Consider the following 17955-nt stretch of genomic DNA (forward strand, 5'->3'; position numbering starts at 1 on the left):
CTGCTACTATCTTCATTTTCGTATAAAAATAAGGAATAAGACAATCAAAAGTAGCACGATTGTGAATCGGATTTTACCGTTGTATTGTTTTTGGGTAATTCTTCCATGCTTTAAATCGAGGTAATTGCCCCAATAAATAAGCCCAAAGAATAAAATTAAAATTATAATAAGGAATTTGAACATGTTCGGCGATAAAGATATATCAAAGTTTAACAATATTGAAACACCATTTTACTACTACGATACAGAGTTGTTGCAGAAAACATTGAACGCCTGTTCGGAAGCAGCAGCACCTTATCAGTTTCACATACATTATGCGCTAAAGGCGAACTTTAATTCAGTTTTGCTCGAGCAAGTTAAAACCATTGGTTTTGGTGCAGATTGTGTGAGCGCAGGAGAGGTGAGAAGAGCAGTTGAAGTTGGTTTTGACCACAAAAAAATCGTTTTTGCCGGAGTTGGTAAATCTGATAAAGAAATAAATGAAGCTTTGGATTTGGATATTTTCTGCTTTAATGTAGAATCTATTCAGGAACTAGAAGTTTTAAATGAATTGGCTGCTGCAAAAGGAAAAATTGCGCAAGTGGCTATTCGCATTAACCCAAATGTTGATGCTCATACGCACCACAACATTACAACAGGTTTGGATGAAAATAAATTTGGTGTAAATTCATGGGATTTGCCCGAATGTGCTGAAACTTTAAAAGCATCTGCAAACTTGAAATTCATTGGAATTCACTTCCACATTGGTTCTCAAATTACAAATTTGGATGTTTATAAAAACCTTTGTGTACGTGTAAACGAATTTGCAGCCTGGTTTGAAGATAAAGGTTTTAGAATTGAAGTTTTAAACGTAGGCGGAGGTTTAGGTATCGATTATTACAATCCTGACAACCAAGTGCCTGATTTTAAATCTTACTTCAAAATTTTTAAAGATTTTCTGGAAATTAAACCCAATCAGGAAGTGCATTTTGAGTTAGGTAGAGCTTTAGTTGGGCAATCAGCTTCTTTGATAACCAGAGCTTTATATATTAAAAACGGTAAAAAGAAAAACTTCGTGGTTCTAGATGCTGGTATGACGGAATTAATGCGTCCGGCTTTATATCAAGCTTACCATAAAATTGAAAATTTAAGTCGTGGAACAGGCACAGCCGTAAAATATGATATTGTTGGTCCAATTTGCGAAAGCACAGATTGCTTTGGTAAAGAAGTGGAGCAACCAGAATCTTTTAGAGGAGATATTTTCGCCATCCGTAGTGCTGGTGCTTATGGAGAAGTAATGGCTTCGAAATATAATTTAAGAGATGCAATAAGAACGGTTTATAGTACGGAGATTTAGGCTCTTGTCACATTGAGCTTGTCGAAATGCATTATTGTTCTTCGACAAGCTCAGAATGACAAACCTTCTATTTCCTTTTCGAGGCCACAAATACAAATACGCCTGCAACCAAAACTATACCTCCAACATAAGGTGGCCAGTTAACCGATTTTTCTTTATCTGCTGAGATTTGTATCGGACCGGCATCAACAATTTTCTCTTTCCTGGTGTAAGAAAAGCCTGTCCAAACAAGCATTGCTATTCCTACTAAAATTAATATAAGTCCTACGGTTTTGTTCATGATTTTATATATTGATTAGAATCAAAACAGTAAGACTAGCTTTATGTTTTATTCGTCGAAGAAATCGACCAACCCTCCAATAAAATATTCTTCAATTCCTTCGGTAAAATCAGTAAAATCTTCCTCTGGAATATTGGTTTGTTTAAATTCTAAAGATGTTCCAGATTTTTCTGCATGAAGTTTAATGGTTACAATTGATGGTTCTCCATCTTCACCAAAATACCATTGTTGAACAATTTTTTTATTGGTTTCAAACTCTAAATTTTTACCAACAATATCGCCATCCCAAAAAGAAAATTCTGTGTCTGGTTTTTCTTCAAATTCTACTTCAGCACCAGTCCAAAGCTTAATGCTAATGTCTTTTGTAAGTGCTAAATAAACTTCTTCTGGGGTAGCAGGTATGTAGGTGTATTTTTTATAATCTCTCATCACTATTAATCTTAAAATCCTTAAATCTTGAAAATCCTGAAACTATTTAAATGCGTTCAAACCAGTCACATCCATTCCAGTTATCAATAAATGGATGTCGTGTGTACCTTCATAAGTAACTACCGATTCAAGGTTCATCATGTGGCGCATAATTGAATACTCTCCGGTAATTCCCATTCCGCCCAACATTTGGCGGGCATTTCTTGCAATATCTAAAGCAATTTCTACACTGTTTCTTTTTGCCATTGATATTTGTTCAGCAGTTGCACGGTTTTCGCTTTTTAAAACACCTAAACGCCAAACTAATAATTGACCTTTAGTTATTTCAGTAACCATTTCGGCTAATTTCTTCTGTTGTAATTGGAAACCACCAATTGGCCTTCCGAACTGAACTCTTTCTTTCGAATAACGAAGTGCAGTATCATAGCAATCCATTGCAGCACCTAAAGCGCCCCAGGCAATTCCGTAACGAGCTTGGTTTAAACAACCTAAAGGTCCTTTTAATCCGCTAATTTCCGGGAAAACATTTTCTTTTGGAATCTGAACATTATCAAAAACCAATTCGCCCGTTGCTGATGCTCTTAAGCTCCATTTATTATGTGTTTTTGGTGTAGAAAAACCCTCCATTCCACGTTCTACAACCATTCCACGTATTTTACCGGCTTCATCTTTAGCCCAAACAACAGCAATATCTGCAAATGGCGCATTGCTAATCCACATTTTAGCACCATTTAAAATGTAATGAGAACCTGCATCTTTAATATTGGTAACCATTCCACCAGGATTTGAACCATGGTCTGGCTCTGTTAAGCCAAAACAGCCCATCATTTCGCCGCTGGCTAATTTTGGTAAATATTTTTTACGTTGTTCTTCAGTTCCGTATGCATAAATTGGATACATTACTAATGAGCCTTGAACAGATGCCGTAGAACGAATTCCAGAATCGCCACGTTCAATTTCCTGCATTAAAATTCCATAAGCAGTATAATCTAAGCCAGCACCGCCATACTCAACGGGAATTGTTGGTCCAAAAGCCCCAATATCTGCCAAACCTTTTATTAAATGTTTCGGAAATTCTGCTTTTTGAGCATAATCTTCGATAACTGGACTAACTTCCTTTTTTACCCAATCTCTTGCTGTAGAGCGAATTAGTTTATGTTCGTCAGTTAATAACTCATCCAATAAATAATAGTCTGGTGCTTCGTACAAGTCTTTTTTTGTTGATTTGCTCATTGTTGTATTCTAATTTGGTTAATCAAAAGCGTTCATTTCAAAGGTAACAATTTGCGGCAATGGGCGTAATATTCGTAAATAAAAATTATTTTTGATGCATACAAAACATTAATGAATCACATAAAACAAACGGTAGCGCTAAAAGATGTTAAATGTTTCGCACTACATGGCTTTTATCCTGAAGAGCAACTAATTGGTAATCATTTTATTGTTGATTTGGAAACCGAGTTTTTGCCTCTTGGTTTCGATGATGAATTAAATCAAACCGTAAATTACGAAGATCTAAATAGCATCATTTTAGAAGAAATGAAAAACACTCAAAAGCTTTTAGAAACCGTTTTGAATAACATCATTACCAAAGTTATTAAGCTTTATCCATTTGTAGAAACCGTTAATGTTAGCATAAAAAAGCTAAACCCACCAATGCCCGGACAAATTGGGCATTCTTTTGTTAAATTATCTTACACCACAGCCAAATAAAAATGAATTTTACCAAAATAAACGCCGAGATTTTAGAAGAAATAAAAGCTGCTATCGGGGCTGAAAAAGTTTTTACTGACGCCGAAAGTTTGGATAGTTATAGTCATGATGAAACAGAGGATTTGCGCTACCAACCAGAAATTGTGGTAAAACCAACAACTACCCAAGATGTATCTGCGCTTTTGAAAATTTGCAACGCACATCATATTCCGGTAACGCCTCGTGGCGGCGGTACGGGTTTAAGCGGCGCAGCCTTGCCAATCTATGGCGGCGTTTCTTTATCAATGGAGAAATTTAAATCAATTATCGATATTGATACGGAGAATTTGCAAGCCACGGTTGAACCTGGCGTAATTACCGAAGAGTTTATTAATGCTGTTTCAGAAAAAGGATTGCTTTACCCTGTTGACCCAAGCAGCAAAGGTTCTTGTTTTATTGGTGGTAATGTTGCGCATGGTTCTGGTGGACCAAGAGTGGTAAAATATGGTACTATTCGTGAGTATATTTTAAATCTTGAAGTCGTTTTGCCAAATGGCGATATCATTTGGACGGGTGCTAATACCTTAAAATATGCATCGGGTTATAATTTAACGCAGTTAATGATTGGTTCGGAGGGAACATTAGGTGTGGTTACGAAAATTGTAACTAAGCTTTTGCCAAAACCAAGTCAGTCAGTTTTAATGATGGGGTCATTTGCCACTAATGAAGATGCTTGTGCTGCAGTTTCGGCAATTTTTAGGGCAGGTGTAACACCATCTGCTTTAGAATTTATGGAGCGAAAAGGAGTGGAGTGGGTAATTAAATTCGATGATATAAAATTCGATTTGAAAGATGATGTTGCCGCTTTATTAATGATAGAATTTGACGGCGATGATTTAGACGATATCTTTAAGAATTGCGAAAAAACCAATATCGTTTTAGAAGAACATAATTGTACCGAAGTGTTGTTTGCTGATACGGCTTCGCAGAAAGAGGAACTTTGGCGAATGCGTAGAACAATGGCCGAATCTGTAAAATCTAATTCTGTTTACAAAGAAGAAGATACCGTTGTGCCTCGTGCCGCTTTGCCTAAACTGGTTAATGGTATTAAAGAAATTGGTGCAAAATATGGTTTTGAAAGTGTTTGTTATGGCCATGCAGGCGATGGAAATTTACATGTAAATATTATAAAAGCCGGAATGAGCGATGCCGATTGGAAAGATAAACTGAAGTTTGGTATTGCCGAAATATTCGAATTAACCACTGCTTTGGGCGGTACTTTATCTGGTGAGCATGGAATTGGTTTGGTTCAAAAGGAATTTATGCCGATTAAATATTCTGAAATTCACTTGAATTTAATGCGTGGCATAAAACAGGTTTTCGACCCGAATGGGATTTTAAATCCTGGGAAAATTATGCCTGATAAAATATATTTTTAAATTTCTTGTATTTGTAATTAAGTTTTGGAAATGTATGCTCAGTGAATCGTGGCAATTGTAGTCCCGCCATTCGCTGTAGCCCTCGTTGAAAAAACTCGGGGCTGCCGCTACTGTCGGGTTTAAAATTAACGGAAGGTTCAAGAACGTTTTGCAACTACAAATATTTGTTGTTGCCGAGCCACCTAAACGGGATTGAAGCGATATACTTTTTGGCTGCTTCAGGCTAAACTTACGAAGTCTCCCTAAGCATCTGTATCAGTAGACTTCGTAAGTTTCTTTTCAAGCCAAAAAGATTTAGCGTAAAGCCCGACTAACAATAATAGTTGTAGTAATTTGCTTTTCAAATTCTTCGAAAGCATAATTTAAACTTTTTTGCTTTCGAGTTTTTGATATCCTATTTGGTCGCTATAGGCTAAACTTACGAAGTCTAATAAACTTCTTTGCCAGTAGACCTCGTAAGTTACAACTGCTCAAAACCAAGCATTTTTTGTTTTTGAGCTTCTGGAATGGCTGTTGGTCGGCTGGTGGTATAATCTACAGCAATGCAAACGGTTTTGCCCTTGCTACAAACCACTTCTTCGTTGCCAACAATTTTTACAATTTGGTAATCTAAATCAAAACTGGTGTTGCCAATTCTTGATGTTTTTACATGGACCGCAATTTTATCGTTCATTACAATAGGTAAAATATAGTCTAATTCTGCATGGGCAATTACAATTCCGGTTTTCTTCCAATCCCATTTTACAATTTCTTCCCAATATTTTGCTCTGGCTATTTCCAGGTAAGTAAAATATACTGAATTGTTAACGTGCCCCATCAAATCAAAATCAATAAATCTTAAATGAATATTGGTTTTGTAGTTGAATTTGTCTGAAATAATCTTATTTTCTGACAATTTGTCTTTTGATTTAGAAATATTTTGCCATAATGTCTTAAAAATCATAAATTTTTGGTTTGGTATGTAAGTTGAATATTGGTTTGTATCAATTAAAAAAATAAAAATTAGAGATATGACACTTGTAAATTTTAACAACAGAACCCGCAACACAGCTCCTTACTTTAACAATGTTTTTGATTCATTGTTTAGCGATGCCGTAACTAAAAATAAAATGGTTGATAAATCGCCAAACGTAAATATTTACGAAAATGAAACTGCTTATAATATCGAGTTAGCAGCACCGGGTTTAAAGAAAGAAGATTTTCAAATCAACTTAAAAAAAGACACGCTTTCTGTGTGGGCAGAAGTTAAAAAAGACGAAGCCCAGATAGCTAAAGATTTTACACGTAAAGAATTCGATTACAGCTCGTTTGCAAGATCGTTTAATTTACCAGATACAGCAGATGCTGAAAAAATTACTGCAGAATATAAAGATGGTATTTTAAATATCACCATCAATAAAAAAGACGATACAAAATCGCAACACAAAGAAATTGTAGTGTCTTAATAAAGAGTTTCTCGAGAGAGGATTTCATAATAGTTTAAGTTTAGGTTTTATAAGGTTAGCACTGGATGGTGCTAACCTTATTTTGTTTTTAGTGAATCGGTTCATTTGTCATCGGTTCATTGGTGTTAAAAAGTTAAACTAATTTCCAAATGAACTAATGAACCATTTTTGTACTTTTGCGGCATGGTAAGAGAAATTCTGGATACTAAACGTAAAGCATTAAAAATAAACCTTGACCCTAGAATTTATGGCACATTTGCCGAGATAGGAGCAGGACAGGAAGTTTCGAGAAACTTTTTTAACGCTGGCGCAGCATCTGGAACAGTAGCCAAAACGATGTCGGCTTACGATATGACTTTTAGTGATGCCATTTATGGAGCAGAAACTAATGGTCGCTATGTTTCTCAAAATCGTTTAATTCAAATGCTAGACCATGAGTTTGGTTTATTGAATGAAAGATTATCTGGAGAGAAGTATGAAAGCAGAACATTTTTCGCCTTTGCAGATACCGTTACGACTTTAAATTACAAACGTACAAACGAGCCGCATGGTTGGATTGGAATCCGTTTCCAGAATGAACCAGGAGGTTTACCTAATGAAATATTTTTTCATGTTCGGTTGCTTGATACGGATGTAAACATGCAACAAAGGGTTTTGGGTATTATTGGTGTGAATTTAGTTTATGCTGCATTTTACCATCACCACGAACCTAAAATAATGGTTGAATCTTTGGCTGATAACCTAACAATTGGTTCAGTAGAAATCGATTTAATTTCTGTTAAAGGCCCGGCTTTTCCTGATGTTGACAATATTCTACTTAATCTTTATATGATTATGAAGGATTTCTCTGCTGCTGCAATTTTCGATGCAGATGCACATCCTCGCCAGGCAAAAGATTTATTATACAAAAAAGACATCATGATTTTGAGAACCAAGTACGGTCAAAAATCATTACCAAACTTTAATTTATTTAATAAAGCAACTGATCAATTTAAGCGTACCAACAAAGTTGATGATGGCAACATTGCGGTTATGATTGAGGTTTTGCTAACCAATGTTTTAACTGATGAACAAGAAACGCCTGACGATATCGATTTAGAATCAGTTGCAAAACGTGCCCAGGAAATGTGCGATACCGGAAACATTGTAATCGTATCAAACTTTACCCGCCATAATCGATTGGCAAAATATTTAGCCCGTTGTAAACCTAAAAGCGTTGGTTTAGCAACCAATATCAATAACCTTAAATTTGTGTTTAACTCTACAAATTTTAAAGGAGAAAACTACTCTGGTCAGCTGTTAAGCTACGTTAACGATATGTTTAACACCAATGTTAGGTTGTTTGCATATCCTTTTTTAGATAAAAAAACGAACGAAGTAATTACAACTGCTAATATGCCTGTTACGCCAGAAGCAAAACCGTTATTTGATTTTCTTTTAGTAAATGGTTACATAACCGATATTGAAGATTATGCAAATGATGAAGTAAAAACTGTGTAAGCAAATTTATTAATGACTTGCATCTGCTGGTGCATTCGTTAAAGAATCTGCGGTGGTATCTGTTGACAATGAATCGATAACCTTAGTTGTATCGGTGTATTTGTACATGCTGTCAGCATTTTTCTCATCTGCTTTATTGCTATTACATCCAATGGCTACTACAGCAAGAACTGATAATATTAAAAGTGGCTTTTTCATAAGTTTAAATTTTATCTCTATTAAGTAAGCATTTAAACTGAGTATTGTTTTGATTTTTTTAATTCCAAAGAAGTGCAGAAACACCTAAGCCATAAACAATATGGTTATATCGAATTGAAACTTCATTTTTAGGGCTGTAAATATATTTTCCATCAGGATCTATACTGCTCAAATAATCTACTTTGAATATATGTTTGGAGTTAAAGTAGTTAGCAAAAGCCTTTACACCAAGGTTTCTGTTTAATAATTTTTGAACCGAAAAGCCCGAGGACCAACTTCCGGCTAATTTTGGCTTGTATTTAAAGTAAGGTAGTTCTACCGTATTAAATATAGATTGATATTCTTCCTTTAAATCTAAAATAATATTCCCTTCTGCACCAATTGATTTCCCACCTAAAATATTAGCATTTAATGAGAATCCCTTTTTTAAAGGAAATGAGAAATAGGGGCCAAAGTGAAAGTATCTCACCCCTGTAGGCTGCGTGTAGATGTCATCAGAAATTTTAGGGATATCTGGGTCAGAATACCTGTAATTATCATTTATAATGGGGAAACTGGAAAAGGCAAACTTTCCACCAATACCGAAGTTTCGTTTAAAAAACCAAGCTCCACTTAGTTCCATTCCGAAACCGTGTTCGGCATTAATGCTTCCATTCGGATTATTCAAATCTTGTGTAACAGCTCTTGCAATTCCAAGATTTATACCGATAAAACTGGGTTTTTCGCTTCGTGGCATATATTTTTTCGCAAAACTTTCACTGATGCCATTTCCTTTGTAAATTTTATCGGTAATAAAATAGCCCAGTTCTGTTGAGAGCAATCCAATTCCGGCACCAGCTAAAACATCAGAAACCCAATGTCTATTGTTCATTTGTCGGCCAACGGCTGTTGCACTTGCCATAGCATAAGCACCAATTCCATATAATGGATGGCGATATTGACCATATTCCTTATCTAAAAATGCGGCATTCATAAAAGAGTTTGCAGTATGTCCGGAGGGAAAAGAATTAAATGCGCTACCGTCAGGACGTTCAACTCTTGCAGAATGCTTTAAGGTATTTACTACAAGAGCCATGCTTGCAGCAGAAAACAGATAAGAAACAGTGCTTCGTTGTACTGAGTGTTTACCTTTTACTCCGGCAGCATTTAAACCGTATACGCTTAAAGCTGGTACATATTGAAGATAATCATCAAAACGATTGCGAAAGTTTGGTATGTACCGGTTTCTGAATTTTCTAATATCTTCTCTATTTTTCCAGCTAACGGCACTAGCCGAAAAAAGAACTAAAGATGGAATTGCAACTTTTGAAAAATGATTTGAAGATTCAGGATATTCTTGGACAACTGACGCAGTGTCGACTGGGCTTATTTGGCAAATACTACGAACAGGGAATAAAAAGATAAATAATATCAGGGATAAAACTTTAATCATTTAAGCTTGAGGGATGGTAATTAGGAGATTTTTAAACAGTTATGAATTTGGTCAGTTTGCCAAATCTAACTTTCACCATTTGAATTTCCAAATTTAGCTTTAAGCAATTTGAAAATCTAAACTATTAATGTCTTCTCCGTATTATTGAACTATCCTCTTAAGCATGCCCCGGAAAATAAAGTAGTGAAACGGTAGCATGGCTATCCAATATAATCTACCCGCAATTCCTAACGGGCGAAATGTAGCGGTTTGATGAACTATCCCTTTTTTATCGATACAAAACTCCAGCCATGCTTCGCCGGGAAGTTTCATTTCGGCATAAAGTAAAAGTCTTTTTTGTTCTTTTGATGATAAAATCACACGCCAAAAATCAAGCGCATCTCCGGGTGAAGTTTGCTGAGCATTTTTACGTCCTCGTCTTAACCCAACACCACCAAATAGTTTATCGAGAAATCCTCTAAAGCCCCAAAGCCAATCTCCATAATACCAACCATTTTTTCCTCCAATAGAAAATATTCTTTTAAGCGCTTCTTCGGGATTGTTAGTTTTCATTTCTTGTTTATCCGTTAGCACGCCAAATTTTGGTATTTCGATATGTTTAGATAAACCATTTCGGAAAATGCTATTTCCTGAAGAATCATTCCAGCTTGATAAGACTAAATTTTGCTCAATTTTTTCAAATGCCATATCGATAGCCTGTACGTATGGAATTAGTTGAATATTGAGTTTTTGAGACAAATCATTTTCCTCAGGAATTACATCAATTTTCATACTATCGACTAAGTTTTTAGCTAAATCGTATGAGGTAGAAGTTACAAAGTAAAGCCAATATGAAGATAGTTTTGGTGTAAAAACCGGAACGATGATAATTTTCCTTTTAAGCTTTCTCACCTTGGCAAATTGTTCGAGCATTTGTTTGTAACTCAATAAATCAGGACCATAAATATCGAAATGCTTATTATAAGTTTCTGCTTTTTCGAGTACTCCTGTAAGAAACTCGATAACGTTTCTAATGGCTATGGGTTGGCATCTGGTTTTAAGCCATTTTGGAGCAACCATTATCGGTAGTTTTTCAACCAAGTCTCTTATAATTTCAAAGGAAGCACTACCTGAGCCAATAATAATTCCTGCTCGAAGCACCGTTGTAGCAACTTTTCCTTTCCTTAACCTTTCTTCAACTGCTTTTCTACTTTTAAGGTGCGTGCTGAGTTCTTTTTCGTTAATAATGCCAGATAAATAGATTAGTTGTTTTGCTGATGTTGTATCTAAATATTTAGTGAAATTATCGGCAGATTTGAGCTCAATTTCACTAAAATCGCCCTGAGTGCTCATAGAATGAACCAAGTAATATGCAACATCAATATCTTTCGGTAAAAATTGCATTGTATCACTTTTAACAAGATTTGCTTCAACAATATCTATTTTGGCATCTTTGTAGGCGCTGATATCAATTCTTGCTTTGTCTCGAACGAGACAAACTACTTCGTGCCCTAATTCAATTAATGCAGGTAAAAGCCTTTTTCCAATATATCCAGTAGCACCAGTTAGCAAGATTTTCATAGTTGATTAACAAATTTTTAGTGCATTTGTTAGGCTAACTAAAAGCAGATAAGGAAGTAGTGGTTAATAGATATGCTTTTTTAAAGAAGTCGCTTAAAAAACAACGGCGATGTTTTTAACCCTCGAAACTCTTTTTTACAATGAAATCAATAGCATTTTTAATTTCATTTCTACCCTCATCAGATTTTATATCTAAACCACAGAATGTTGTTCCGTTTGTTTCTTGTACCAGATTTAGGTAATAAGTACCGGCAATTATTAATGCTGTAATCGCCCTGAAACGATTTGCATTTTCGCCAAAATGTGGGTCGAGTAGGCTTTGGAAAATTTTTTCTCCGTTAAGTTCCCTTTCGTTTACTTGCTCTGTTAATATTTCTCTCTTTTCTGATAATTCCCAAAGCATTATTTTACGTAGTTCCTGATTGCTGTGTAATTCATCAAACTGACCTTTTAATATATCTTTTACCAAATCTTCACTACTGGTTGCGTTTATTGGTAATTCAAGTTTCTTTAATACTTCCCAATAATCTTGTTGTTTGATGTAGGCATCAGCAAGTTCATTAACCCCACCAAAATACTCGTAAATTAATCTTTTATTAACTCCAGATACAGCAGCGATGTCATTTACCTTTAGCGCTTTGTAACCTTTAGTTTTGAGTATTTCGCCAACAGCGGATAATAATTTTTCTTTAGTTTTTTCTTTGTTGCGAATAGGACCCTTAACAATTCTTTTTGCCATTTAAAGTTGATTAATCTTGCAATTTCGCAATTATTACCGGGATATAAAATTGTGATTGAAATCGCTATTAGGGTTAAATTATAATTTAGAAGTTTTATTCGTTTAATGGAAGTGAAAAATAAAATACTGAACCCTTTCCAATCTCGCTTTCTACCTGTAATTTGGATTTGTGTAGTTTTAAAATCGTTGAAGAAAGGTATAATCCAATTCCGAAGCCAGGAATAAATTTTGTTTGTTCATTCTCAACCCTAAAAAATTTCTGAAACATGTTTCTCTGGTCGTTTAAGGAAATACCAATTCCGTTATCTTTTATGCTAACCACAACTTTATGCTCAATTAACGCACAAGAAACCTTAATTTCTCCTCCGTCTGGCGAATACTTTTGCGCATTGCTAATTAAGTTGGTTAGTACAAGTGTAATTTTTTCTTCATCACCTTGTACAATTATCGAAGTAGTACCTTCGTAAACAACTTTATGTTTGTGACTTGCAATTGCTGCATCTTCAATGCAATCTGAAACAAGTTTTACAATATCAAATGGTGTTTGCTTTATGGTTATATGGCCTTCTTCAAAACGAGAAACGTTCAAAAAATCGCGGATTAAATGCTCCATTTTTTTGGTTTGGGTTTCGGCCTTTGTTAAAGCTTTGAGTATAAAATCAGCATCTTGTGGTTTTAGCAAAGCCATCTGAAGATAGGATTTTAAAGACGTTAAAGGTGTTTTAAGTTCGTGACTTACGAAACTAACAAACTCATTTTTCTTCTTTTCTATTAGGCTTTTTTCTGTAATGTCACGGGCGATTTTTGAAAGCCCGATAATATTTCCATTCAAATCTTTTACCGGAGAAATGGTTAACGATACACTAATTAAAGTTCCGTCTTTGCGAAGCCTTTCGGTTTCAAAATGTTCAACACGAATACCTTTCTTAAGTTGAGCGAGAATTTTCGGTTCTTCTTCAAGTCTATCAGTAGGAATGAGTTTGAGAATCGATTCTCCAATCATTTCTGAGGCAGTGTAGCCGAAAATACGAGTTGCGGCCTCGTTCCAACTTGTAATTATACTATTAAAATCTTTGCTGATGATTGCATCATCAGAAGATTCAACAATTGCAGCCAAACGTTGACCGATGGATTCTGCTACTTTTTCTTTGGTAATATCTCGTACAATTTTGGATAAGCCAATAAGAGCGCCATCTTGATTATAAACTGGAGAAATGGCTAAAGAAACATCAACTAAAGTACCATCTTTACGTAAACGCTGGGTTTGAAAATGCTCTATGCGATTTCCTTTTTTTAATTGCTCTAAAAATTTCGATTCCTGATTCTGTAAATGTTCGGGTATGAGTTTTAAAATCGATGCACCAATCATTTCTTTTTCTGAATATCCAAAAATACGAGTGGCGGAATTGTTCCAGCTGGTTATTATGCTATCTAAATTTTTGCTTATTATTCCATCATCTGTTGAATCGATAATTGAGTTAAGAATAGCGCTTTTTTCTTCTGCTTTTTTAAGTGCATCATTTAATCTTTTGATCTCAGTATTACTTAATCTCAGTTCAATTTCTTGCTGCTGATATTCCTTTATTTTGTTAATTATCTCTTTACTTTCGTTCATCACTCAATACTATCAAACAATACCGAAATATAATTATATCAGGTATAATTTAAGCAAATCTTTGGTAACTATTATATAGAAAGTAAAATATCAAGTATTTAATTGCTTAAAATCAAGTAGTATATATTATTGCAGCAAAGTAATGCTTTTAAAAATGTTTATTCTTAACTATCTCTGCTTTGATTGGATATATTCGGTAGGAGACATGCCAAATTGTTTTGAGAAGCTTCTGCTAAAATGCTTATGAGAATTATAACCTACCATCTGCGAAATTTCGTAAATTTTAAGCGTTCCATCATTTAATAATTCTGCTGCTTTTTTTAATCTGGTAATATTAATAAGCTCATTTCCACTTAGGTTTGAAATGGATTTTATTTTACGATAGAGTGTTGGCCTGCTCATGTTCATATTATCGGCCAGATAATCTACACCAAGTTCGGCATCATCAATTCTATCATTTATTAAATTCTGAAGTTTTTCCAGAAACAATTCATCGCCTTTTGAGTGTGCCATGCTTTTAATGTGTATAAGAGGCGAACTGGCAAAATAGGCTTTTATTTTATCTCTGTTTTTAAGTAACGATGAAACTTGAACTTGTAAAAAATCTGTATTAAAGGGTTTTTCTACATAAGCGTCTGCGCCAACTTCTAAGCCTTCTATAGTTGCCTGTAAGCCGATTCTTGCGGTGAGTAAAATAACAGGAATATGGCTGTACTCAAAATTCGATTTGATTTTTTCGCATAGCTGAAATCCATCCATTTCGGGCATCATTACATCACTAATTACGAGTTGAATAATCTCCTGATTTAAGATTTCGAGTGCTTCTAAGCCATTGCTTGCTGTTAAAACATTATATTTTTCGCTTAAAACATCGGCAACATATTCTAAAATATCTTCTTCATCATCAACCAATAAAATAACAAATTTGTTCTTCAGGTTTTCTTGCGTAATCGCTTCTATCATAATCTTTTCTTCCATTTTCCCTTTAAATTAAATTCTATTAATTGATGTATTGGTAGTTCCAAAACAAAAAGATTGTTTCCCGTTTCATCATTTATCACCTTCAAATTCCCGCCATGCAATTCAGTGAGAGATTTTGATAAAGAAAGCCCAATTCCTGTTCCTTGTTTAATCTGGGTTTCTGTGGCTCTAAAAAAAGGCTCAAATATTTTTTGATGCAATTCTTCCGGAATCGTTCTTCCATCATTTAAAACCGTAATTTGAAAATGTTCTGAAGCTTCCTCAGGAATTTTTAAGCTGATTTCTATAAGCGAATCGCTGTATTTTATCGCGTTATCAATCAGGTTACTTAATATTTTGTAAAAGGCTTCTGTATCAATGTAGGCTTCTAATTTTTGTTCAGGTAGAACAAGTTTATAGCTCAGGTTTTTTTGTTCGGTTATGGTTTGAAAAAAACTAAATATATCTGTTAAAATTTCAGAAATATCAGCCTTAACGAAATTAAGCGAGAAGCCATTTACTTCTGTTTTCCTGAAATCGAGCAGCTGGTTGGTTAATTTGAAAAGCCTATCGGTGTTGCGCTCCATTATCTTCAACTTCTTTTCCATGTAGGGCACTTCTGCTGCCTGTTTTAATAAATCTCCCATCGGACCTTTTATAAGGGTTAATGGTGTTCTGATTTCATGGGCTATGTTGGTGAAAAATTCTATTTTGGCCTGATAGATTTCCTTTTCCTTTTTGTTTTCAAAACGTTCCATTCTACGCTTATTCCTATTTTCCATGCGGATGTGGTATGCCCTGAAGGAATAGAAAATAATTAATCCCAATAAAACTGTGTAACACAAATAAGCCAGGTTGCTTTTGTAAAACGGCGGCAAAACCGTTATCAATAACTGTGGGTTATTTTTTGTCCACGTAGTGTTTCCATTTGCAAGTGCTTTAATTTCGAAAACATAATCGCCCGCCGATAGCTTAGTGAAATATACCTTCCTATTGGTTTTTAAATAATTCCATTCATCACTAATCCCTTTCATTCGGTAAGCATATTGTGTCATTTCAGGTGAAAGAAAGCTAATTGCAGCAAAATCAAGACTGAAAGAGGATTGAGCATCATTCAATACAATCTTAGCTGTATTTATAATAGACTCTGATAAGACAGATTTGCCGAGGACATCTATTTCCTGGTTATTTATTTGAAAACCAGTAATTTTTAGTGGTGGCTGCTTACTTACTGTATTTAAATCTTTGGGATTAAAGCTTATCATACCTCTTACGCTTCCAAAATAAATGCGTCCATCGGTATCTTTAAAACCAGAATTGTAATTAAACTGGTCGGTAAGTAAACCATTCGAACTCGAATAAACTTTAATTGCTTTGTTTGGAGGATTAAAATGTACTAAACCTCTGCTGCTTCCAATCCATAATTTCTTTTCCGAATCTTCTATAATTTTAAAGAGAAAATTGCTTGGCAAACCATCTTTAACTGTAATTCTGTCGAAATTTTTATTTTTCTGGTTAAACTTATTTAATCCTCCGCCATCGGTAGAAACCCAGATGTTTTTATTGCTGTCTTCATAAATGCCATTAATCGTATTATGAGATACACTTTTAGGTTTTTTTGGATCGTTTTCGTATTGAACAAAGCCTTTTTTGTCCGGGGTGAATACAACAATACCATGGTTGAATGATCCTGCCCAAATATTACCATTACTATCTTCGGTAATAATTGCATAAAAAATCAGAGGTAATCCTTCAACCAAGTCAAAATCATCTTTTTCTCTATTGTACCGATATAAACCTACAATGGTTGCCAAATAAATATCGCCACTTTTTGTTTTACAAAAGGTGAGGATAAAGCCATTTAATAATGAGTTTCCTTTTCCAGGCGTGTAATGCTTAATCACTTTTTTTGTGGTGATATCCATTACATCAATTCCATGCTCAAAAGTTCCAATCCATAATTTATTTCCATCAACCAATAAGCCATGAATGTTTGAGTATGAAATGCTTGATGGTTTCCCATCCGGGAAGAAATTTGTAAATAATCCGGTTTTGGGATTTAGCATGCTTAAACCAGCATCTTCAGTTCCTATCCAAAAGTTTCCATTACCATCTTTATGGATTTCCCTAACATCGCTACCGCTAATAGAATTTATACCTTTTTGAGGAAAATACTTTGTGAAAACAGAATACTGGCTTGAACAATAATTTATTCCACCGAAATAAGTTCCTGACCAAATGCCGTTTTCCTTGTCTTTATGAAGTGTATAAATTGCATTATCAGATAAAGAATATAGGTTTGAATATTGCTTTGTGAGTTGAACGATTTTATCATTATTGTAAATGTAAATACCAGATTCTGATGCAATCCAAAATTCATTTTCTGATGCTTTAATCATATCCCTCACATAAATGGAGGTTTTATTCGAGTTAAATGTTAGTATTTCTTTAATTAAACCTGTTTTTCGATTAAAGCTTTTAATTCCCTGATTTGCCGTTCCAATAAGTATGTTGCCATTGCCCATATCAATGGTTTTTGTAACCCAGCTATTCTCTTTCGGATTAGCTTTACTCATTACGTAATGAGAATTGAAGCGGTTTAATTTTGCATCATATTGTTCTATTGTACCATTTAAAGTTGTAATCCAAATACTACCATCATCCATTTTTGAAACAGATGTAGCATCGAAATTTGCTTTCTTTTCAAGCGCATTTAATTTTTTTTGGTTGATGTTGTAAACGTAGGTTCGCCTGATGGAAATGATCCATAAATTTTCATTATCGTCAGTTGTTAATTCGTTTATTCTTAGGCTTGCCGTTCCTTTAATTAATTCAAATTTTTCTGTTTTAGAAAAGTACAGGTAAACGCCACGATTGGTTCCAATCCACAGGCGATTGGCATTATCTTGATGTAAAGCATAAACAAGGTCGTTCCCTAAACTTCCGGGCTGTTCGGCATTATGTCTGTATGTTTTGAATTGATATCCATCAAAACGATTTAAACCGTCTTTTGTACCAAACCACATAAAACCTTCATTATCCTGTGCACTGCAAAAAACAGAATTGTTTGATAATCCATTCTCTACCTGATAATGCCTGAAATAATAGGGTTGCGCAACGGAAACCATTGCAATAAATAAGAAAAGAATTATCAGGGTCGACTTTTTCAATTTGGTTAAATTCTTTTTCAAATATATTAATATCGATAGATGATAGTTAATCTATTGCTTTACATTGTGACTTTATGTGTTGAGCTAAATTCAGAAACTGATGAACTAAGCCATGTTTAATATATTCCTATCAGGTTTGGTTATAAAAAATAGAATCAAA

The 17955-nt window shown here is 34.6% G+C and carries 16 protein-coding genes; 5 read left to right on the plus strand and 11 right to left on the minus strand.

Annotated features, from left to right (window positions below):
- The first annotated feature begins 181 nt into the window (after positions 1-181).
- Positions 182-1336, plus strand: a complete 1155-nt coding sequence (gene lysA, locus ACO05K_RS05780; RefSeq protein ID WP_421943504.1) for a diaminopimelate decarboxylase — start codon at positions 182-184, stop codon at positions 1334-1336.
- 67 nt (positions 1337-1403) lie between these two features.
- On the opposite strand, the gene ACO05K_RS05785 is transcribed toward lysA, so the two are convergent.
- Genes ACO05K_RS05785 through ACO05K_RS05795 form a run of 3 tightly spaced genes read right to left on the minus strand, consistent with a single transcriptional unit; the run spans position 1404 to position 3278 of the window.
- A complete protein-coding gene (locus ACO05K_RS05785) occupies positions 1404-1616 on the minus strand; it encodes a hypothetical protein (RefSeq protein ID WP_421943505.1) in 213 nt (70 codons plus the stop codon).
- Positions 1617-1664: 48 nt separating this feature from the next.
- Positions 1665-2045, minus strand: a complete 381-nt coding sequence (locus ACO05K_RS05790; RefSeq protein ID WP_421943506.1) for an SRPBCC domain-containing protein — start codon at positions 2043-2045, stop codon at positions 1665-1667.
- 42 nt (positions 2046-2087) lie between these two features.
- Positions 2088-3278: an acyl-CoA dehydrogenase family protein gene (locus tag ACO05K_RS05795; protein ID WP_421943507.1), complete on the minus strand. Its 1191-nt coding sequence runs from the start codon at positions 3276-3278 to the stop codon at positions 2088-2090.
- 111 nt (positions 3279-3389) lie between these two features.
- Between ACO05K_RS05795 and folB the strand changes: the two genes are divergently transcribed.
- Positions 3390-3758, plus strand: coding sequence for a dihydroneopterin aldolase (gene folB / locus ACO05K_RS05800; RefSeq protein WP_421943508.1), 369 nt, complete (start codon positions 3390-3392; stop codon positions 3756-3758).
- Between the two features lie 2 nt (positions 3759-3760).
- Entirely contained in the window at positions 3761-5176 is a 1416-nt protein-coding gene (locus ACO05K_RS05805; RefSeq protein WP_421943509.1) for an FAD-binding oxidoreductase, read from the plus strand.
- A gap of 460 nt (positions 5177-5636) precedes the next feature.
- Here the strand turns inward: ACO05K_RS05805 and ACO05K_RS05810 are convergent, their stop codons facing one another.
- Positions 5637-6119 (minus strand): acyl-CoA thioesterase, encoded by a 483-nt coding sequence (locus ACO05K_RS05810; protein WP_421943510.1) that lies wholly within the window; start codon positions 6117-6119, stop codon positions 5637-5639.
- A gap of 67 nt (positions 6120-6186) precedes the next feature.
- Between ACO05K_RS05810 and ACO05K_RS05815 the strand changes: the two genes are divergently transcribed.
- Together ACO05K_RS05815 and ACO05K_RS05820 are read left to right on the plus strand one after the other, a co-directional pair.
- Entirely contained in the window at positions 6187-6621 is a 435-nt protein-coding gene (locus ACO05K_RS05815) for an Hsp20/alpha crystallin family protein (RefSeq protein WP_421943511.1), read from the plus strand.
- Positions 6622-6804: 183 nt separating this feature from the next.
- On the plus strand, positions 6805-8121 hold the full coding sequence (locus tag ACO05K_RS05820) for a nicotinamide mononucleotide adenylyltransferase (protein WP_421943512.1): 1317 nt from the start codon (positions 6805-6807) through the stop codon (positions 8119-8121).
- A 9-nt stretch (positions 8122-8130) separates the two neighbouring features.
- Here the strand turns inward: ACO05K_RS05820 and ACO05K_RS05825 are convergent, their stop codons facing one another.
- From ACO05K_RS05825 to ACO05K_RS05855, 7 genes are all read right to left on the minus strand, one after another.
- On the minus strand, positions 8131-8319 hold the full coding sequence (locus ACO05K_RS05825; RefSeq protein WP_421943513.1) for a hypothetical protein: 189 nt from the start codon (positions 8317-8319) through the stop codon (positions 8131-8133).
- A 58-nt stretch (positions 8320-8377) separates the two neighbouring features.
- Positions 8378-9751: a phosphatase PAP2 family protein gene (locus tag ACO05K_RS05830; RefSeq protein ID WP_421943514.1), complete on the minus strand. Its 1374-nt coding sequence runs from the start codon at positions 9749-9751 to the stop codon at positions 8378-8380.
- A gap of 141 nt (positions 9752-9892) precedes the next feature.
- Positions 9893-11311 (minus strand): SDR family oxidoreductase, encoded by a 1419-nt coding sequence (locus ACO05K_RS05835; RefSeq protein ID WP_421943515.1) that lies wholly within the window; start codon positions 11309-11311, stop codon positions 9893-9895.
- A 115-nt stretch (positions 11312-11426) separates the two neighbouring features.
- Complete coding sequence (locus tag ACO05K_RS05840) at positions 11427-12050, minus strand: TetR/AcrR family transcriptional regulator (RefSeq protein WP_421943516.1); 624 nt, start codon at positions 12048-12050, stop codon at positions 11427-11429.
- Positions 12051-12144: 94 nt separating this feature from the next.
- The gene (locus ACO05K_RS05845; protein WP_421943517.1) at positions 12145-13665 is read right to left on the minus strand and encodes a PAS domain S-box protein; all 1521 of its coding nucleotides are present in this window, start codon (positions 13663-13665) and stop codon (positions 12145-12147) included.
- 168 nt (positions 13666-13833) lie between these two features.
- Positions 13834-14643 (minus strand): response regulator transcription factor, encoded by an 810-nt coding sequence (locus tag ACO05K_RS05850; protein ID WP_421943518.1) that lies wholly within the window; start codon positions 14641-14643, stop codon positions 13834-13836.
- Complete coding sequence (locus ACO05K_RS05855; protein ID WP_421943519.1) at positions 14625-17795, minus strand: ligand-binding sensor domain-containing protein; 3171 nt, start codon at positions 17793-17795, stop codon at positions 14625-14627. Before ACO05K_RS05855 ends, ACO05K_RS05850 begins: the two co-directional genes overlap by 19 nt.
- Positions 17796-17955 lie beyond the last annotated feature (160 nt).

Origin of the sequence: Pedobacter sp. (assembly GCF_965227205.1) — a bacterium.
GTDB lineage: Bacteria > Bacteroidota > Bacteroidia > Sphingobacteriales > Sphingobacteriaceae > Pedobacter.